The 15139-nt window shown below is 60.2% G+C and carries 21 protein-coding genes; 8 read left to right on the top strand and 13 right to left on the bottom strand.

Annotated features, from left to right (window positions below; translation table 11 throughout):
* The first annotated feature begins 60 nt into the window (after nucleotides 1-60).
* Together ACZ5FP_RS05520 and ACZ5FP_RS05515 are read left to right on the top strand one after the other, a co-directional pair.
* On the top strand, nucleotides 61-696 hold the full coding sequence (locus ACZ5FP_RS05520; protein ID WP_464662624.1) for a glutathione S-transferase family protein: 636 nt from the start codon (nucleotides 61-63) through the stop codon (nucleotides 694-696).
* A 216-nt stretch (nucleotides 697-912) separates the two neighbouring features.
* Complete coding sequence (locus ACZ5FP_RS05515) at nucleotides 913-2082, top strand: epoxide hydrolase family protein (protein WP_464662622.1); 1170 nt, start codon at nucleotides 913-915, stop codon at nucleotides 2080-2082.
* 55 nt (nucleotides 2083-2137) lie between these two features.
* Here the strand turns inward: ACZ5FP_RS05515 and ACZ5FP_RS05510 are convergent, their stop codons facing one another.
* On the bottom strand, nucleotides 2138-2434 hold the full coding sequence (locus tag ACZ5FP_RS05510; protein ID WP_464662621.1) for a hypothetical protein: 297 nt from the start codon (nucleotides 2432-2434) through the stop codon (nucleotides 2138-2140).
* Between the two features lie 116 nt (nucleotides 2435-2550).
* Here ACZ5FP_RS05510 and ACZ5FP_RS05505 point away from each other — a divergent pair, with 116 nt between their 5' ends.
* Nucleotides 2551-2781 carry a helix-turn-helix domain-containing protein gene (locus ACZ5FP_RS05505; protein WP_288191711.1) on the top strand — a complete coding sequence of 77 codons (231 nt, stop codon included), beginning with the start codon at nucleotides 2551-2553 and terminating at the stop codon, nucleotides 2779-2781.
* 107 nt (nucleotides 2782-2888) lie between these two features.
* On the opposite strand, the gene ACZ5FP_RS05500 is transcribed toward ACZ5FP_RS05505, so the two are convergent.
* On the bottom strand, nucleotides 2889-3467 hold the full coding sequence (locus ACZ5FP_RS05500; protein WP_464662620.1) for a TetR/AcrR family transcriptional regulator: 579 nt from the start codon (nucleotides 3465-3467) through the stop codon (nucleotides 2889-2891).
* A 139-nt stretch (nucleotides 3468-3606) separates the two neighbouring features.
* Between ACZ5FP_RS05500 and ACZ5FP_RS05495 the strand changes: the two genes are divergently transcribed.
* On the top strand, nucleotides 3607-4164 hold the full coding sequence (locus ACZ5FP_RS05495) for a DUF308 domain-containing protein (protein WP_464662618.1): 558 nt from the start codon (nucleotides 3607-3609) through the stop codon (nucleotides 4162-4164).
* 13 nt (nucleotides 4165-4177) lie between these two features.
* On the opposite strand, the gene ACZ5FP_RS05490 is transcribed toward ACZ5FP_RS05495, so the two are convergent.
* From ACZ5FP_RS05490 to ACZ5FP_RS05475, 4 genes are all read right to left on the bottom strand, one after another.
* Entirely contained in the window at nucleotides 4178-4831 is a 654-nt protein-coding gene (locus ACZ5FP_RS05490; RefSeq protein ID WP_464662617.1) for a glutathione S-transferase family protein, read from the bottom strand.
* Nucleotides 4832-4870: 39 nt separating this feature from the next.
* Nucleotides 4871-5110: a DUF1127 domain-containing protein gene (locus ACZ5FP_RS05485; RefSeq protein ID WP_464662615.1), complete on the bottom strand. Its 240-nt coding sequence runs from the start codon at nucleotides 5108-5110 to the stop codon at nucleotides 4871-4873.
* Between the two features lie 131 nt (nucleotides 5111-5241).
* Nucleotides 5242-5385: a hypothetical protein gene (locus ACZ5FP_RS05480; RefSeq protein ID WP_464662613.1), complete on the bottom strand. Its 144-nt coding sequence runs from the start codon at nucleotides 5383-5385 to the stop codon at nucleotides 5242-5244.
* Between the two features lie 75 nt (nucleotides 5386-5460).
* Nucleotides 5461-6297 (bottom strand): helix-turn-helix domain-containing protein, encoded by an 837-nt coding sequence (locus ACZ5FP_RS05475; RefSeq protein ID WP_464662612.1) that lies wholly within the window; start codon nucleotides 6295-6297, stop codon nucleotides 5461-5463.
* A gap of 259 nt (nucleotides 6298-6556) precedes the next feature.
* Here ACZ5FP_RS05475 and ACZ5FP_RS05470 point away from each other — a divergent pair, with 259 nt between their 5' ends.
* Nucleotides 6557-8344 carry a M23 family metallopeptidase gene (locus tag ACZ5FP_RS05470; protein ID WP_464662610.1) on the top strand — a complete coding sequence of 596 codons (1788 nt, stop codon included), beginning with the start codon at nucleotides 6557-6559 and terminating at the stop codon, nucleotides 8342-8344.
* A gap of 30 nt (nucleotides 8345-8374) precedes the next feature.
* Here ACZ5FP_RS05470 and ACZ5FP_RS05465 read toward each other — a convergent pair whose 3' ends face one another.
* Nucleotides 8375-9376, bottom strand: coding sequence for an aldo/keto reductase (locus ACZ5FP_RS05465; protein WP_464662609.1), 1002 nt, complete (start codon nucleotides 9374-9376; stop codon nucleotides 8375-8377).
* Nucleotides 9377-9491: 115 nt separating this feature from the next.
* Here ACZ5FP_RS05465 and ACZ5FP_RS05460 point away from each other — a divergent pair, with 115 nt between their 5' ends.
* On the top strand, nucleotides 9492-10394 hold the full coding sequence (locus ACZ5FP_RS05460) for a LysR family transcriptional regulator (protein ID WP_464662607.1): 903 nt from the start codon (nucleotides 9492-9494) through the stop codon (nucleotides 10392-10394).
* Between the two features lie 11 nt (nucleotides 10395-10405).
* Here the strand turns inward: ACZ5FP_RS05460 and ACZ5FP_RS05455 are convergent, their stop codons facing one another.
* Both ACZ5FP_RS05455 and ACZ5FP_RS05450 read right to left on the bottom strand, forming a co-directional pair.
* Nucleotides 10406-10594 carry a hypothetical protein gene (locus tag ACZ5FP_RS05455; protein WP_130268630.1) on the bottom strand — a complete coding sequence of 63 codons (189 nt, stop codon included), beginning with the start codon at nucleotides 10592-10594 and terminating at the stop codon, nucleotides 10406-10408.
* Between the two features lie 75 nt (nucleotides 10595-10669).
* Nucleotides 10670-10999, bottom strand: a complete 330-nt coding sequence (locus ACZ5FP_RS05450; RefSeq protein WP_464662605.1) for a hypothetical protein — start codon at nucleotides 10997-10999, stop codon at nucleotides 10670-10672.
* Between the two features lie 103 nt (nucleotides 11000-11102).
* Here ACZ5FP_RS05450 and ACZ5FP_RS05445 point away from each other — a divergent pair, with 103 nt between their 5' ends.
* Nucleotides 11103-11354, top strand: a complete 252-nt coding sequence (locus ACZ5FP_RS05445; protein WP_464662603.1) for a helix-turn-helix domain-containing protein — start codon at nucleotides 11103-11105, stop codon at nucleotides 11352-11354.
* 169 nt (nucleotides 11355-11523) lie between these two features.
* On the opposite strand, the gene ACZ5FP_RS05440 is transcribed toward ACZ5FP_RS05445, so the two are convergent.
* Nucleotides 11524-12720: a diaminopropionate ammonia-lyase gene (locus ACZ5FP_RS05440; RefSeq protein ID WP_464662602.1), complete on the bottom strand. Its 1197-nt coding sequence runs from the start codon at nucleotides 12718-12720 to the stop codon at nucleotides 11524-11526.
* A gap of 106 nt (nucleotides 12721-12826) precedes the next feature.
* Here ACZ5FP_RS05440 and ACZ5FP_RS05435 point away from each other — a divergent pair, with 106 nt between their 5' ends.
* On the top strand, nucleotides 12827-13315 hold the full coding sequence (locus tag ACZ5FP_RS05435; protein WP_464662600.1) for an Lrp/AsnC family transcriptional regulator: 489 nt from the start codon (nucleotides 12827-12829) through the stop codon (nucleotides 13313-13315).
* A 70-nt stretch (nucleotides 13316-13385) separates the two neighbouring features.
* Here ACZ5FP_RS05435 and ACZ5FP_RS05430 read toward each other — a convergent pair whose 3' ends face one another.
* The 3 genes from ACZ5FP_RS05430 to ACZ5FP_RS05420 all read right to left on the bottom strand — a co-directional run bounded on the left by ACZ5FP_RS05430 (nucleotide 13386) and on the right by ACZ5FP_RS05420 (nucleotide 15072).
* Entirely contained in the window at nucleotides 13386-13643 is a 258-nt protein-coding gene (locus ACZ5FP_RS05430) for a hypothetical protein (protein WP_464662598.1), read from the bottom strand.
* A 6-nt stretch (nucleotides 13644-13649) separates the two neighbouring features.
* Nucleotides 13650-14447 carry a DUF899 domain-containing protein gene (locus ACZ5FP_RS05425; RefSeq protein WP_464663187.1) on the bottom strand — a complete coding sequence of 266 codons (798 nt, stop codon included), beginning with the start codon at nucleotides 14445-14447 and terminating at the stop codon, nucleotides 13650-13652.
* A gap of 187 nt (nucleotides 14448-14634) precedes the next feature.
* Complete coding sequence (locus ACZ5FP_RS05420) at nucleotides 14635-15072, bottom strand: SRPBCC family protein (protein ID WP_403169728.1); 438 nt, start codon at nucleotides 15070-15072, stop codon at nucleotides 14635-14637.
* Between the last annotated feature and the right edge of the window lie 67 nt (nucleotides 15073-15139).

Here is a 15139-nt window from a genome sequence, read left to right as displayed (position 1 = left end):
GCCGCGCCGATAGAACGATGCAGTGATTGGCACATCCGGTTAAAATAAGGATTACTCCACATGTTGACACTTTATTACTTTCCCCATGCCTGCTCGATGGCTTCCCACGTCGCATTGGAAGAGGCGGGAGCCGCCTTTGAGTTAAAGAAGGTAAACATCCTAACAGGCGAACAGTTCAAACCTGAGTACCGGGAGATTAACCCGCGGGCAAAGGTGCCGGCACTTCGCTTCGACGATGGTCAGGTTCTGCTGGAATCCACTGCCATTCTCGGCTGGATCGGGAGTGCATTTCCCGATCAAGCGCTCCTCGGCAGAGATCCGTTTGAACGGGCGCAGACAATTGCGACCTGTGCCTGGCTCTCCGGTACCGTCCATCCCACATTCACGAAGTTCTATCATCCCGAACAGGTGGTATCGGACCGGGGCCTGTTTGCAGCTGTAAAGGCGAAAAGCAAGGAGAACTATTGGGACCACCTCCAGGAAATGGACCGCATCATGGAAGGCCGTACGTGGATGATGGGTAGTCATTTCACTGTCGCTGATCCATACGCCCTGGTGTTCTTCTCATGGGGACGCGATCTTGGGCTGCCGATCAGCGACCTGACCAATCTCATGGCCCTGAAAGACCGTCTGATTGAGCGGCCGGCGGCTCGTCGGGCGCTTGAGAAGGAGAAGAGCGTCCTACTGTCCTTGTGAGCGGTTGGCTGATGCCAAGTTGATCACCACGACCGACTACGCAGATCTCTTAGGTGATTACCAAAAAAATATGGCATCTATGGCAAATCGAAAAAAGCTGATGATGCCGCTCCGGCTCGATCATTGACAGGCTAGCCCCGAGTACGCATGAAACGGTAGCCGCCGACACGTAGCGGAATGTGGAAGTACAAAACACATTATTGAAGGAACCGCTACATGAAGCCCTTCCAGATCAGTATCGCCGACGAACAGATCGACGACCTAAAAACACGGCTGCGCCAAACGCGCTGGCCCGGCTCGATATTTCAGAACGGGGACGAGGATGGGGTGAGCCTCGCACTCGTTCAAAAGCTTGCAACACATTGGTCGGACGAGTTTGATTGGCGCGCAAGGGAGGCGCAATTGAACGAGCTGCCCCAATTCACCGTCGATATCGATGGGCAAGACATTCATTTCATCCATAAAAAGGGCGCGGGACCGAATGCGCGGCCCCTTATATTGACACATGGCTGGCCGGGGTCGTTCGTAGAGTTCGAACGAGTGATACCATTGTTGACGGACCCGGGCTCGCACGGAGGTGACCCGCGCGACGCATTTGACGTTGTGGTGCCTTCGCTCCCCGGCTTCGGCTTCTCAGCAGCGCCAAGGCAACCTGGATTGAATGCCCGGCGGGTTGCCGGACTTTGGCAGAAGCTGATGCTTCAACTTGGCTATAAGCGATACTTTGCGCAAGGTGGCGATATCGGAGCGGGAGTATCGGCCTGGCTTGGTGCTCTCTATCCGGACTCCGTCGAAGGAATCCACTTGAATTACATTCCCGGAAGTTTTCGGCCGCCATTGGGGGCGGATTATCCGGCCATTACAAGTGAGGAGCAGCAGTTTCTGGACTGGGCCACAAAGTTCGCGAGCATGGAGGGTGCCTATTCACAGCTACAGGCGACCAAGCCGCAGACGCTCTCGTTCTCCTTGTCAGACAGCCCGGTCGGTCTGCTGGGTTGGATAACCGAAAAGTTCGCGAGCTGGTCCGACTGTGGCGGCGACCTAGAGACGGTGATATCTGCAGATGTGTTACTGACGAATGTATCGATTTACTGGTTTGGAAACACCATCGACTCGTCCCTTCGCATGTACAAGGAAAATCGGTTGCAGCCTTTTTCGTTTCCGGATGTTTCAAACGTAAGCGTGCCGATGTCGTTCGCACATTTCCCGAAGGAACTGCCAACTCCACCGCGATCATGGGTCGAGCGCGTATTCGATGTGCGGCGATGGACAGATATGGCGAAAGGCGGCCATTTCGCCGCGCTTGAACAGCCCGAACTCTTAGTCCGTGATATTCAGGATTCATTCCGCGTGTCTGGCGCACCAATATCCAACCGTCTGAGATGATTGCAGAATATAACTGGTTATGATGGGATCCTCGGTTCGGTTCAGGGAAGCGGCTTCAAGACTGCGCCAGACGCGTCCTAATTACCTTCCGCACACGCCACCAATAAGTCTGCTCCGCACCCTCGCTGCGATACCACGCGCGCTCATGACGGGCGAAAGCCTCACGTTCCGGGTCGGCGGAGCTGGCAATAATGTCACCTGCCATGCTGTCGATCTCAGTCTTCGGGATCATTCTCGGCTTAATAGCGTCTATCCAAACGACCCACAGGATGAGGCCAATGAAAATCACAACCTGACCGCCGCAGAAGATCAGCAGAAACAAAGCTATACCTTGGAAAATCATATCCAACATTTGCCATCCTCGGACACAGGACCGTATGTAGAATATAGTCAACAGACTGAAAGCGGAAGCATTTTTGTGGACTATAATCCGTTGGACTATTGTCTACAGCATGATCAATCCGCAGCATGGAAAACGTTCGCGGAATTCTGGCGCGCAATGTCAGGCTTGGCAGACAACAGCTGCATCTTTCTCAGGAAGAGCTCGCAGCCCAAGCAAATATTGACCGCACCTATATCTCGGGCATCGAGCGGGAAACGCGAAATCCAACCATTACGATCGTCGCCAAGATCGCGGAGGTTCTTGGAACCACGGCGGCGGCGCTGCTTACCAATCAATCAAAAACAACAGAATTCTAGCGTTACGGGACATAACCCTCGCCCCCGCATAACCACCCGCCAGCATACAAGGCAGCCCAGCGGGTATTGGCGGCTGAGCAAGCCGTCTCGGAGGCCGTCTGCGCTGGCTACTTCGTCAGCTTGGCCACCTGCGTGCTGATGATGGCAATGAACAATCCGGGATCGCCAAAAGCCCGCGCGGAGAGCATGGCCCCATGAACCGAGGCCATCAGCATCTGGGCCTCCTCCTCGGGCCGCCCGTTCAACCGGAACAGGTCCTGCTCCGCTCCGGCGCTGAGCACCGACGCAAGCCATGCCGCGAGGCTTTGGAAATGCGCGCGGACGCGTGATGCGACCTCTTCGGGCAGCATCTGCATCTCGCCAGCCAGCATCGCGCAGACGCAGAAGGGCTGCGAGGCATCGCGAATGCATGTGTCCCAGTAATTCAGGTAGAACTGCAACTGTTCGGCAGGGCTCGCGACCTGCGCGCGCAGCGCTTGCAGACCGGTTTCGGCCTGCTGCCTGTAACGGTCCACCAGCACCGCGACCAGTTCCGCCTTCGTTGGAAAGTGATGGTGGATGCTCGCCTTCCGGATGCCGATCGCAGCCGAGATATCGGCATAGCTGAACCCGTTATAGCCTCCCGCGACGATGAGAGACTGCGCGATATCAAGAATTTTTTCTGAAGTCGAAGCCATTGATTTCATAGCGCTGCCTACCTTCTGGTAGGCTAGATGTCAAGGCCGCGCATCGCTCCCGCTTTTCACAATGAGGTGTTCGAGCACCGGGTTGACTCACAAGCACAACCTTCCTACTGGTAGGTAGATAGCAACAAGGAATCTGCCAATGCAAAGCCAACCTTCAACCCCGTCCAGCTGGCTGCGAATCTATTATTTCGCACGCGCCATTTTCTCCGTCGCATGGGTTGCCGCCGCCATCCTCTTCAGTGCGCAACCCGCTCTCGCCGTGGTTCTGCTCGTCATCTACCCGGCATGGGACGCCCTCGCCAATCTGGTTGATGCCCGTGTCAATGGCGGACTGAAAGCCAACCCGCCCCAAGCATTGAATGTCGCGGTCAGCACGATAACGACGATTGCCGTCATCGCAGCGTTGAGCAGCAGCATGTATGCCGTTCTGGCGGTGTTTGGCGTCTGGGCGATCTTTTCAGGTCTGCTGCAGCTGAATACGGGGATAAAGCGCTGGCGTCATTACGGCGCGCAATGGCCGATGATCCTGAGCGGCGCGCAATCCGCCCTTGCCGGCGGGTTCATGATCAGCCGATCCATCGGCACTGTTGCGCCGACAATACTGGACATTGCTCCCTATGCGGCGTTCGGCGCGTTCTACTTCCTGCTTTCCGCAATCTGGCTTGCCGTCACGGCCTACCGCAAGGCAGTTGCCTAGGCGTTATCGCTCCCTAATCGCGATCCGATGCGGCGGTGAACACCGCCCGTTGGGCTGAGAAGGCGCGCTGGTAGGCGGGGCGCGCTTCGCCGCGCGCGACATAGGCAGCAAGGCTGGGGTACTCCGCCACTATGCCCGATGCCCGCAGCCGGATGAGCACGTGCACCATCATCAGGTCCCCGGCGCTGAACGCACCGTCGAGCCACTCGGCCTCACCCAGCCGGGCGGAGAGTTCGCCGAGCCGGTCGCGGATGCGGTTGTCGACGAGAGGCATGCGCTCCGTGCGCCAGCTCCTGTCCCCCTCCGCAAACAGGGCTACCTGACGCTCGAGGATCGGCGGTTCCACCGTGGCGACAGCGGCAAACATCCAGGCGATGGCGCGCGCCCGCGCACTCCCATCATCCGGCAGGAGGCCGGGATGGCGCTCTGCGATATGCAAGACGATGGCGCCGGACTCGAACAAAGCGAGCCCGTCTTCCTCATAGGTCGGAATCTGTCCGAACGGCTGCAGCGCCAGATGCGCGGGCTCCTTCATCGCGCTGAATGAAACAAGTCTGGTGGTGTAGGGCTGACCGACTTCTTCCAGCGCCCAGCGCACGCGCATGTCGCGCGCCAGGCCCTGGCCCTTGTCGGGTGAACGTTCAAAGGCGGTAATGGTGATCGTCATGGCGGTTCTCCATCGCTTCTGCGTCCTGAAGACGATTGGCTATGCGGGATTCCGACACTGCTTGCTTGAGATAATCTTCGCCATTGGGGGAGCGTCTTCCTTGACCCGCTGGTCCATATAAGCCGCCGGCCAGCCGATATCGTCAAGAATATGGTCGGGAAGCTCGTTGATATGCCGGTGCGTGCGGGCCTTGCGCCAGCGTCGCGCAAGAGGGCCGGACAGGCACTTCATCGCGGTGATGACATGTGAAGTCAAATCGGCCATTTCAGCCTCCATCATTCTGGTTTCCCGGTTAGTGCGATGGGCGCCGGTCAGGATCAATGCGCAACGGGGCCCGTGCCCCCTCGGCATGTGGATACGCCCGGACGGCGTATCCACATGCTTGCGGGCAGCCTGAAACGGCTGCCCGTTTATGACGGCTTCCCCGCTGCGGCTTCCCGCAGCTTGCCGGCGCATTCCTCGCAGCAGACTTCCACGGTCTGGTCGCCGATCTTCACTTCGATGACGGTCGCATCCAGCGCGTCGTCGCAGACGGCACAGGTTTTCTGGCTCATGATCTCAACTCCTTTTACCCGCCTATCGGGCAGGTAGAGGAGACCATTGCGGGCGGTTTGCTGCTATCGAGATCTTTAGCTGTTTCCGGGGTGCGCCGACTGGACAAAGGCGCTGGGCGCACGGCCATAGGCCTGTTTGAACGCCGCGGTGAAATGGCTGTGGCTGGAAAAGCCGAGATCGAGCGCCAGCGCCGTCAGATCATCGCAGCGCGGCAGCAGATCGAGCGCGCGGGCAAGGCGCAGGCGCAGGTGATAGCGGTAGAGCGGCATGCCTTCGACCTGCTGGAACACCTGGGTGAGATAGACGGGCGAGCCGCCGATCTCCCAGGCAATGTCCGCCAGGGTCCAGCGGCGGGAGAGATCGCCCGCCAGCAGCAGCTTGACCCGGTCGGCCAGCCGGCTGCGGGCAAAGCTGGCGCGCGGCGCGTGCGAGGTGCGCGGACCAAGGCTGCGGCACACCAGCGTCAGCAGCAGGCTTTCCGCTTCCAGCGGTTCGATGCTGGCGTTTTCCAGATGGTGCCGGAGGAGCGCCACCAGCGCCTGCGCGCGCGGGTCGATGCGCTGGTGCTGGCCGCGAAACCCGAACATACCGCCCTTTTTCATGAGGGACGGCGGCGCCAGCTCCTGCAAAACGGTTTCGGGCAGCGCCATGGACAGGCTCGAGTCACCGCCGACGACGGGGTGGCTGACCTGATAGCCCTCGCCCGCATTGAAGAACAGCACGTGGTTGGCATCGGCCACCGCCTGCCCGCTGCCGACATGCCTGACATAGACACCGCGATAGGGGAAAACGAGGTGGGTGGCGGATGTGCATTCCTCGGCGCTGCGATGCCGGCAATGGCCGTGGCAGCGGACATTCTTCAGCGATACGACATCCGTATCGAGAAGATCGCTGACTTCAAATTCAGGCATTCCGGCCGTATTGCAAGGCTCGTTCATCGAAAGTCCAATTTCCCGCGGTGCTGTTTCAGCCTACAACAGGGCTCCTGACATCCTGATGTCAGGAGCTTTGAACAAATAATTCATCGGCAAATGATTGCTCGCCAATCGCCGAATGAGCCCTTATAAGGGGGCGCAGTGCGGTTTGTTGGGGATAAAGTTCCGCGTGCCTCGATATTGCCATGTTAGACAATAGCCTCGCGCGCAATGGAAGCGTGACGTACGGGACCTGATGACGCGATCAAACGCAAAAAGCAGAATCGAACAGGCAATCGACGATAATTTTGGCGCCATCCGCCAGATATCGCGCATTGTCCGCTTTTCGCTTTTCACCCATGCGCGCTTCCTCTCGGCCATTCTGGTCGCCGGGATTGCCTCTGCCGCCATGTTTGCGGGTGTCCTCACCGTCATGAACCGGCGCCCGCCCGTGGCCATCGCCGCCATTGCCGCACCGCTGCGCACGCGGCCCGAAGCCGCGCCGAAGGGCGACCGCCTCCCCCCGCCCGCCATCGTGCAGGCGGTACCGGTGGCCAAGGTGCTGGAAAGCCAGGCGGACGGTTCGACGGAAAAATTCGCCTATCATCAGGTCAAGATCGGCGCGAACAAGCCAGCGCAGACGCGGACCGGCGCGGGCCATGCCGCCGCACTCGCCCAGCGGTTTCCGCCCGCCAGCACCGATCCGTTCCAGTCCATTTTGACGGAGAAATCCACGAAGACCAAAACCACGGCCATGCCCGTGGCATTGGCGAGCTTGGGCGAAGAACGCATTCTCGTACGCGGAACGCCGATCAATGTCAGCACGGCCAAGGTGCAGCCAGCCCCCGCTGTCGAGCAGGTGGTTGCCCTGCCCACCCAGGGCGGAGACATCGGCGGTCTCCTGGCCGCAGCCAACATGACCAACGAGGATCGGGCGGCGCTGCAGACGGCGCTGACGGCCAGCAGCAGCGCGTCGCCGGAGCGGATCGAGCTTCTCCTGGAAAAGGCGCCGCGCAAGGATGCGCCGGAGCGGCTGCTGATGGCGCGGCTTTTCCGGCATGACAGCCCGCCATCCGATCTGGCGCGCGACGATGGCGGCATCCTGCGGCGTGTCAGCAACCCGCGGCAGTTCGAACGCCTCGCCCATGATGCCCACATGGCAAGCGCCGATGCGACCAGCCCCGATACGCGCAGGGACGACCGGGCGCAGGCGGCCGAAAGGGAATTTCCCGCCGCCATGCAGCAGCTGGAAAAGCTGAATGTTCCGGCCCACATGGCGGGACAAATTCTGCAGCTTGCCAAGGAAAACGGCATCAAGCTGACCGATGCGGCCCTGCTCGACCAATCCGTCGAACTGGTGTTCCGCACCAATGAACAGGGCGAATCCGAGCCTGTTGCCGTGACCTTCAACACGAAGGACAAAACCAAGCGGTTTTACCATTACCGCGCAGCGCCCGGCAACAAGGCGGAATTCTTCGACGAGGACGGCCAGTCGGCCTCCAAGACCCTGATGAAAAACCCGGTTCCGAATGGGCGGCTCGGCGATGGCTTTGCCTGGCGCACGCACCCGATCCTGAAAGTGCGCAAGCACCACAACGGCGTCGACTACGCCGCGCCGTTCGGCTCGCCCATTCTTGCGGCGGGCGATGGCGAGGTGGTGCTGATCTCATCGGAATCCGGCTACGGCAAATATGTCCGCATCAAGCATGATGGCGGGTTCTTCACCACCTATTCGCATATTTCGCGAACCCCGCCATCGCTGAAAGTCGGCCAGCGTGTCAGCCAGGGGCAGGTGATTGCCTATATCGGCTCGACCGGCCTCTCCACGGGCCCGCATCTCTACTACGAACTGCGCATCGGCGATAAATATTACGACCCGACCGCAACACCGCTGCCTGCCGGAACCGATCTTGAAGGCGCGCGATTGACGGACTTCCGCAAGCAGATCAGCCACGTGGAAAACATCGAGAACTATATCGGCGCACGCATCGCTACCGCATTTGCTCCGCCGGACGATGGCCGGGTGCACACGGCCATCCACTAGATTTTTGCAGGACCAATCGGCGAAGGCCGATCAGTGGCTGCCCGTTTCACTGTCGAGATGCGCCATCTGCGCGGCGGCATAGCGTTCTCCGGCAGCAGCGCCTTTCGGCACAGCCTGCTCGATGCGCTCCAGATCATCCCCGGACAAGGTCAAATCCAGCGCGCCCAGTGCTTCGCTCAGGCGATCCCGGCGGCGGGCGCCAACAACGGGAATGATGTCATCGCCCTGCGCGGCGACCCAAGCAATGGCGATCTGCGCAACGGTGACACCCCTGGCTTCGGCGATGCCCTGCAGGGCATCGACCAGACGCAGGTTCTTGTCGACATTCTCACCTTGAAAGCGCGGGCTGTGGGCGCGGAAATCCGCCGGGCTGGCCGCATCCTTGCGCCAATGGCCGCTGATCAGGCCACGTGACAGCACGCCATAGGCGGTGATGCCGATGCCCAGTTCCCGGCAGGCAGCGAGAATACGGTCCTCGATACCACGCGAAATCAGCGAATACTCGATCTGCAGATCGGCAATCGGATGGACGGCGGCAGCGCGGCGGATGGTTTCGGGTCCAACCTCCGACAGGCCGACATGCCGGACAAACCCGGCCTTCACCATGTCCGCGATGGCGCCGATCGTCTCCTCGATCGGCACATTCGGATCAAGACGCGCCGGGCGATAGACGTCGATGTAGTCGACACCCAGCCTTTGCAGGGAATAGGCGAGCGAGGTTTTCACCGCCGCGGGCCGTCCGTCAAAGCCGATCCAGCCGCCAGCGGGATCGCGCTGCGCACCGAACTTGACGCTGAGGATCGCCTGATCGCGCTTTGTGCCCTTGAGCGCTTCGCTGATCAGCAGCTCATTATGGCCCATGCCGTAGAAATCGCCGGTATCGAGCAGGTTGATGCCCGCTTCCAGCGCCGCGTGAATGGTCGCAATACTCTCGGCACGGTCGGCGGGACCGTATATGCCGGACATGCCCATGCAGCCCAGACCCAATGCCGAGACCTGCGGACCGGTTGCACCCAATGGACGAATTTGCATCTTGTCGAACTCCTTTTGCCGCCGCACTTCCTGCGGCAGGTTGGCTCTTTATAAACCAAGGACATTTGTGCGATAATCCGCCATACTATGTACGGGCTGTACGGAAAACCGAACAATGAACGATCCCAATCTCAGCGATCTCGATGCGCTTGTGTCCGTAGCGCGAGCCCGCAGCTTTCGCGGCGCCGCCAAGCTGCGCGGTGTCTCGGCCTCGTCGCTCAGCGATGCCATCCGCCGGCTGGAAGAGCGTGTCGGCGTGCGCCTGCTCAATCGTACCACCCGCAGCGTTACGCCCACGGAGGCAGGCACACGCCTGCTCGAACGGCTGACGCCGGCACTCGGCGAAATCACCGGTGCGCTCGATGCGCTCAACAGTTTTCGCGACAGCCCGACCGGCACGCTGAAGCTGAATGTTCCCACCATCGTCGCCCACTGCATCCTGCCGCCTATTGTCAACCGGTTCCTCACGGCACATCCGGGGATCAGGCTGGAAGTGACCACCAACGACACCTTCATCGACGTGCTGGCAGCCGGTTTCGACGCGGGTATCCGCTATGATGAAAGCATCGAGCAGGACATGATCGCCGTGCCCATCGGCCCGCGCACCCAGCGTTTCATCTGCGTTGCAACACCGGCCTATCTGGAAAAGCACGGCGAACCGCAGCACCCGAAGGACCTGCTGCAGCATGCCTGCATACGCCACCGCTTTGCCAGCGGCGCCATTGCGCCGTGGGAGTTCGAGCGGAATGGGGAACTGGTGAAGGTCAACCCGACGGGACCGTTGATTGCCTCCACCATGGATCTGGAACTCGGTGCAGCGCTGGCAGGTCTCGGCATTATCAGTACATTCGAGGAGTTTTTGACGGAAGGCCTCGAAAGCGGCGCCTTCCGGCCTGTCCTCGCCGAATGGTGGCAGACTTTTTCAGGCCCCTTCCTCTACTATCCGAGCCGCAGGCTCATGCCGGCTCCGCTGCGCGCATTCGTGGATTTCATCAAATCCGGCGGCGCGAGGCCTTGAACGAGGGATGTCTATTCGTCCTCTTCCTCGTCATCATCGGACTCGATCACATCCCAGATGAAGGCGTTCAAACGCTCTTCGATGCTTTTTCTGGAAGCGCCGGCTTTTTCCATCTCGCGCTTGATCTTGACGAACTGCGCCTTGTCTTCGGGCGAGAGGTATTTTGCAGCGTTTTCGAGTGATGACATGGAACTGGACATACGCGGCTCATACCTTTTCGGGCGCGACAATGGAAGGATCATATCACGCCCAGGGCCAGTCCACCCTCAAGAAGTTCAGGCGATATGCTGCTCCTGGCCGTTATCCCGGTCGCGCTCCGCCTTGTCACGACCCGCAGGGTCAAACAGGAGCAGTGGTGGATTGCCGTCACCAAGCGGCATGTGACTGAGGATATGGATCCGGTTTTGCACATCGCGGCGGATGGAATAGACCAATTCGCCATCAAGACCGCTGTTCATCTGCCTGCTTGCGAGCCGGAACCGCAGCGTCAGTGCCACCAGCCCCAGCACGAAGGCGGGCGGAACGATCAGCCACAGCACCTTCAGCCAATCGGAGAGCGATTGGTACGTGTCAAAAAAATCCTGCCAGAAATTGTAGGTATCCACGGAGCGCTCGAAATCATTGTTACTAGAAAAGATGATAATATCCTATAATGGGATAATCCGAAAGTGGGATTAATCACGATGCTCCAGTTTTTGGTTGGAGCACATGACAAAGTCCCTTCATTCAGAGCCTTATGCCGATTTCTTGGCTGTTCTTGTTGCCGCTCGACAGGCGAAGGGATTTACCCAGCAGGCCGTTGCAGACCGATTGCAAAAGCCGCAATCCTACGTGGCGAAGATTGAAGGTGGCGAGCGCCGTCTCGACATCATTGAATTTATCGCACTTGCGCGTGCGTTGGAAATCGACCCATCGGCAATGTTCACCGACACGCTGCGTGCAATCGATCGCACCATTTAATACGAGTTTAAATCGAAGTTGGGTGATGCTTGGCATCCCGGCTCTGCGTGGTTCGACAAGCTCACCATGAGGGAGTGATTTGGTGACAAGGCCAATCGGAACCGTTGCAGAAGATGGCTCCCTGCAGTCCCCGATCTTCCTCATGGTGAGCTTGTCGAACCACGCAGGATCAGCTTGCAGCGCGCAAAACCATCTCCGGCGCCAGACCCACGAGCTGCGTATAGCGCTCCGGGTCCGTCGCCCCCTCGGTGTTGACAATGAACACGCGCGAACCGGCATCAAGACGGATGGCTTTGCGCAGATCATGATCTTCGGCAACAGCGAGCAGGCCAGCCAAACCGGCGCCGCCGCTTTCGCCCGCAACGACGGCCATGTCCTTTCCCAGCGGCCGGGCCAGGCGGTTCATCGCCGCGACAGCGCCGTCCTCTTCAACCGTCATGAACGCATCGGCGGTACGCGAGAGGATACGCCAGGCCACGGGTGACGGTTCGTAGCATTCGAGCATCGCCATGACGGTGGCTTCGCCGTGGGCGATCTTGACGACCTCGCCCGCCTGGGCGCTGGCAAAAATGCAGGCGGCGCGGGCCGGTTCGACCACGATGAAGGCCGGACGTTCTTTTCCAAGAACAAGCGACAGATATGCTGCGAGCGCCGCGGCAACGCCGCCCACACCGGCCTGCACGAAGACGTGGGTTGGCGTTTGCGGCAGCGCACGCAAGACTTCGCGGATGATGGCCGTGTAGCCCTGCATCACCAGCCCGGGAATGCGTTCATAACCCGGCCAGGAGGTGTCGGACACAACCGTCCAGCCATTGGCCGCGCATACCCGCGCCGACTCCCGGATGGAATCGTCATAGGTGCCGTCGACACGGATCATCTCGGCGCCGTAGCGGGCAATGGCCGCCACCCGTTCATCGCTCACCCCCGCATGCACGAAGATTGCCGACTGCGCACCCACAAGCCGGGCCCCCGCCGCGACGGACTTGCCGTGGTTGCCATCGGTCGCGCAACCGAAGGTCATGCCGCTGGCGATGGCGCGAACGGGCGGTGTGTGGAGTTCCGCAATATCCACGGCGCGTCCCAATTGCCGCTCCGCTTCCTCGAGCACGAGCCGGATCACGGCATAAGAGCCGCCCAGCGCCTTGAAGCTGCCGAGACCGAGGCGCGCGCCCTCATCCTTGACGTGGAGCGCGGCGATGCCGAGACCGGCGGCCAGCGCGGGCAGTGCATGCAGCGGCGTCGGCACGTGATTGTCCCGGTGGGACAGATACCGTTCCACTTCCGCCGCGGCGTCGACACCAAGGGTCTCCGCGTCCCGCGGGTCGAGCGGCTCATTGTGGCTGGGATGCCGGTTAAGGATCAACATTGCTCTTTCACTCCTGCCGTTTGCGCATTTATAGTGCGCTTGAAGCGAGAAAAGCGCTCTTATTTGGCTTGGCTTGCGCAAGTTTGTTGCATGAATGAGGTGTTCCATGGCCAAACCACGGCCGACCGCGCCAGCCGAGCTCGATCATTTCGATCTTGCGATCCTCGATATCCTGCAGAAGGACAATGCAACGCCGCAACGGGTCATCGGCGAAGCGGTCAACCTTTCCGCTCCGGCGGTGCAGCGCCGGATCAAGCGCATGGAGGAAAGCGGCGTCATTCAGGCCAATGTTGCCGTCCTCGACCCCGCTCGGCTCGGGCAGCCGATCACGATCCTTGTCGAAGTGGAGGTGGAAAGCGAGCGCATCGATCTGATTGATGCGGCGAAAAAGAGCTTTGCCGCGGCACCGGAGGTGCAGCAATGCTACTATGTCACCGGTGAGGCAGATTTCATGCTTGTGATCGTCGTGGCCAGCATGGCCGCCTATGAAGGCCTGACCCGGCGGCTGTTCTTTGCCAACCACAATGTCAAACGCTTCCGCACGGTTGTGGTGATGGACCGCGTCAAGGCGAGTCTCGCCATCCCGCTGACCTGATGTTTACCCCGGTTTTCGAGGCCGGCGCGCGAGACCGCGCGCCGGATTGATGTTGTTTGCCCGCTCTGGATCAAACTTGACGGGCAGCACCATGTCTCAGCCGTGCCAGCAGGTTGAGCCAAGGCATCCCATGGAAAATGCTCATCAGCACATACATGAGGGTCATGCCGCTGAAGGGTGATGCATTCTGCATCGCCGAGCAGATCATGCCGGCGTCGCCGGAGAGGGCTGTGACGAGCGCCATGACGGCGAATGTCGGTGCTGCGGCGAGACGCAGCCAGCCGGCAAGGCCGGGATCGGAAGCGCTGCCGGAGTCCGGGCGGAACATCGACGTTCAACCCTGACCGTATTTGTCGTGATGGCGCCACCAGACACCGTTCTCATTCCGGCCGAACGGCGCACGATCCAGCCATTGATACATGCCCCAGATGCCGTCGAGGCCGCGCGCATAGCTGGAATAGGTGTGGTAGACGACGCCTTTATCGAGCACGAAGGCGCTCAGCCCCGGCCGGTCACGGGTGAAGGTGGCAGCATCGGTGCCTGTCATGGCCGCCATCAGATCGACCGGCCCTTCTTCACCGCGCAGCTTCCATTGCTGCACGGTCTTGCCCGCCGGCGACTGGGGCGCCGCCGGTTCCCGGCGGAAATTGTATTCTATGCCGCCGTTGTGCTGCTGCTCCTCTGTGAACAAGACGCTGAAATCCTGGTTGAAATCAGTGTTGAACGACGAAGCCCATGGGAAATTCCAGCCCATGCGTTGTTTGAAACCCTGCAGTTTCGCCAGCGGTGCACGCGATACCGCCGAGAAGGCGACGTCATGATTTTCCAGATGGACGGTGATGCCGTTGAACCCGTCGGCGATCGCCGAGCAGGACGGGCAGCCGGCGGTATAGTCGGGTCCGAACATGAAGTGGTAGACGAGAAGCTGCGAACGGCCCTTGAACAGATCCGCCAGCGAGGCGCTTCCCGCATCGGTATCGAACCGGTATTCCTTGTCGATGCGAACCCAGGGCAGTTCCTGGCGCCGCTGTGTCAGCGCGTCGCTGCGCCGCGTCAGATCCTTCTCATCCTTGAGCAGATCGATCCGTGCAGCCAGCCATTCTTCGCGCGTTCCAGTTATATGAGATGTCATCATTCTTCTCCTTCGATTGTCGGTTGCCTGTCGTCCGTCATTGCCGGTGCGACATGTTGCTTACCGGTCCTGAGTTTAGGGCCGGATACCGAAAGCATGGGAGTTACAATTGTGACGGGATTTCCTTGGGCATGTCCCTTGCATGGTCACACACCGCATGGTGTGCCATCGCAATTGTCCGCGAGCCTCAGGAACTGAGCGGCTTGTCCGGTCCCGGGTCGCCGCCCGCTGCCGCCACCACCAGCCTGCGCAGGTAGTGGTTCCAGCCCTTTTCGTGGTTGACGCGTTCCGTCTCGTCCGGCAGCCCACTATGGGTGAAGCGCACCAGCGTGCCTCCCTCCTTCTCGATGAGGTCGATCTCGACCAGGCTCGATCCCGGCGGCACGTTTTCATGCCCTTCCCAGCCGAAACTGTAGGCGAGGCGATGGACAGGAATCACCTCGGTGAACTGACCGCGAACGGTGTGCGCGTCGTTGATGCTGAGGAGATAAATCCCGCCGGGATGCGGCTCGATTGTCGCTTTCGTCCCCATCCAGCGCAGGATCTTGTCCGGATCGGTGAGGAAGGCGAAGACCGTCGCCTGCGGGGCGGCAATCTCGATTTCATTGCGAAGCGTCTCGGTCATCGGCGATCTCCTCCCAACAGGACGCACACTCACTTCGGCATCGCGCAATGTAAGCCAATCGGGATTT

This window comes from Phyllobacterium sp. T2-21, assembly GCF_055378485.1.
The sequence above is the reverse complement of the archived record's forward strand: the minus strand, read 5'-3'. Positions and strand labels throughout refer to the sequence as shown.

Bases quoted from the DNA above. Each gene is read 5' to 3' on its own strand.
- ACZ5FP_RS05460 (WP_464662607.1), top strand. From the start codon at position 9,492: ATGAACGATCCCAATCTCAGCGATCTCGATGCGCTTGTGTCCGTAGCG.
- ACZ5FP_RS05475 (WP_464662612.1), bottom strand. From the start codon at position 6,297: ATGCCTGAATTTGAAGTCAGCGATCTTCTCGATACGGATGTCGTATCG.
- ACZ5FP_RS05445 (WP_464662603.1), top strand. From the start codon at position 11,103: ATGACAAAGTCCCTTCATTCAGAGCCTTATGCCGATTTCTTGGCTGTT.
- ACZ5FP_RS05425 (WP_464663187.1), bottom strand. From the start codon at position 14,447: ATGACATCTCATATAACTGGAACGCGCGAAGAATGGCTGGCTGCACGG.
- ACZ5FP_RS05440 (WP_464662602.1), bottom strand. From the start codon at position 12,720: ATGTTGATCCTTAACCGGCATCCCAGCCACAATGAGCCGCTCGACCCG.
- ACZ5FP_RS05515 (WP_464662622.1), top strand. From the start codon at position 913: ATGAAGCCCTTCCAGATCAGTATCGCCGACGAACAGATCGACGACCTA.
- ACZ5FP_RS05495 (WP_464662618.1), top strand. From the start codon at position 3,607: ATGCAAAGCCAACCTTCAACCCCGTCCAGCTGGCTGCGAATCTATTAT.
- ACZ5FP_RS05505 (WP_288191711.1), top strand. From the start codon at position 2,551: ATGGAAAACGTTCGCGGAATTCTGGCGCGCAATGTCAGGCTTGGCAGA.
- ACZ5FP_RS05520 (WP_464662624.1), top strand. From the start codon at position 61: ATGTTGACACTTTATTACTTTCCCCATGCCTGCTCGATGGCTTCCCAC.
- ACZ5FP_RS05430 (WP_464662598.1), bottom strand. From the start codon at position 13,643: ATGTTCCGCCCGGACTCCGGCAGCGCTTCCGATCCCGGCCTTGCCGGC.
- ACZ5FP_RS05500 (WP_464662620.1), bottom strand. From the start codon at position 3,467: ATGAAATCAATGGCTTCGACTTCAGAAAAAATTCTTGATATCGCGCAG.
- ACZ5FP_RS05435 (WP_464662600.1), top strand. From the start codon at position 12,827: ATGGCCAAACCACGGCCGACCGCGCCAGCCGAGCTCGATCATTTCGAT.
- ACZ5FP_RS05420 (WP_403169728.1), bottom strand. From the start codon at position 15,072: ATGACCGAGACGCTTCGCAATGAAATCGAGATTGCCGCCCCGCAGGCG.
- ACZ5FP_RS05470 (WP_464662610.1), top strand. From the start codon at position 6,557: ATGACGCGATCAAACGCAAAAAGCAGAATCGAACAGGCAATCGACGAT.
- ACZ5FP_RS05490 (WP_464662617.1), bottom strand. From the start codon at position 4,831: ATGACGATCACCATTACCGCCTTTGAACGTTCACCCGACAAGGGCCAG.
- ACZ5FP_RS05465 (WP_464662609.1), bottom strand. From the start codon at position 9,376: ATGCAAATTCGTCCATTGGGTGCAACCGGTCCGCAGGTCTCGGCATTG.
- ACZ5FP_RS05510 (WP_464662621.1), bottom strand. From the start codon at position 2,434: ATGTTGGATATGATTTTCCAAGGTATAGCTTTGTTTCTGCTGATCTTC.
- ACZ5FP_RS05485 (WP_464662615.1), bottom strand. From the start codon at position 5,110: ATGATGGAGGCTGAAATGGCCGATTTGACTTCACATGTCATCACCGCG.
- ACZ5FP_RS05455 (WP_130268630.1), bottom strand. From the start codon at position 10,594: ATGTCCAGTTCCATGTCATCACTCGAAAACGCTGCAAAATACCTCTCG.
- ACZ5FP_RS05480 (WP_464662613.1), bottom strand. From the start codon at position 5,385: ATGAGCCAGAAAACCTGTGCCGTCTGCGACGACGCGCTGGATGCGACC.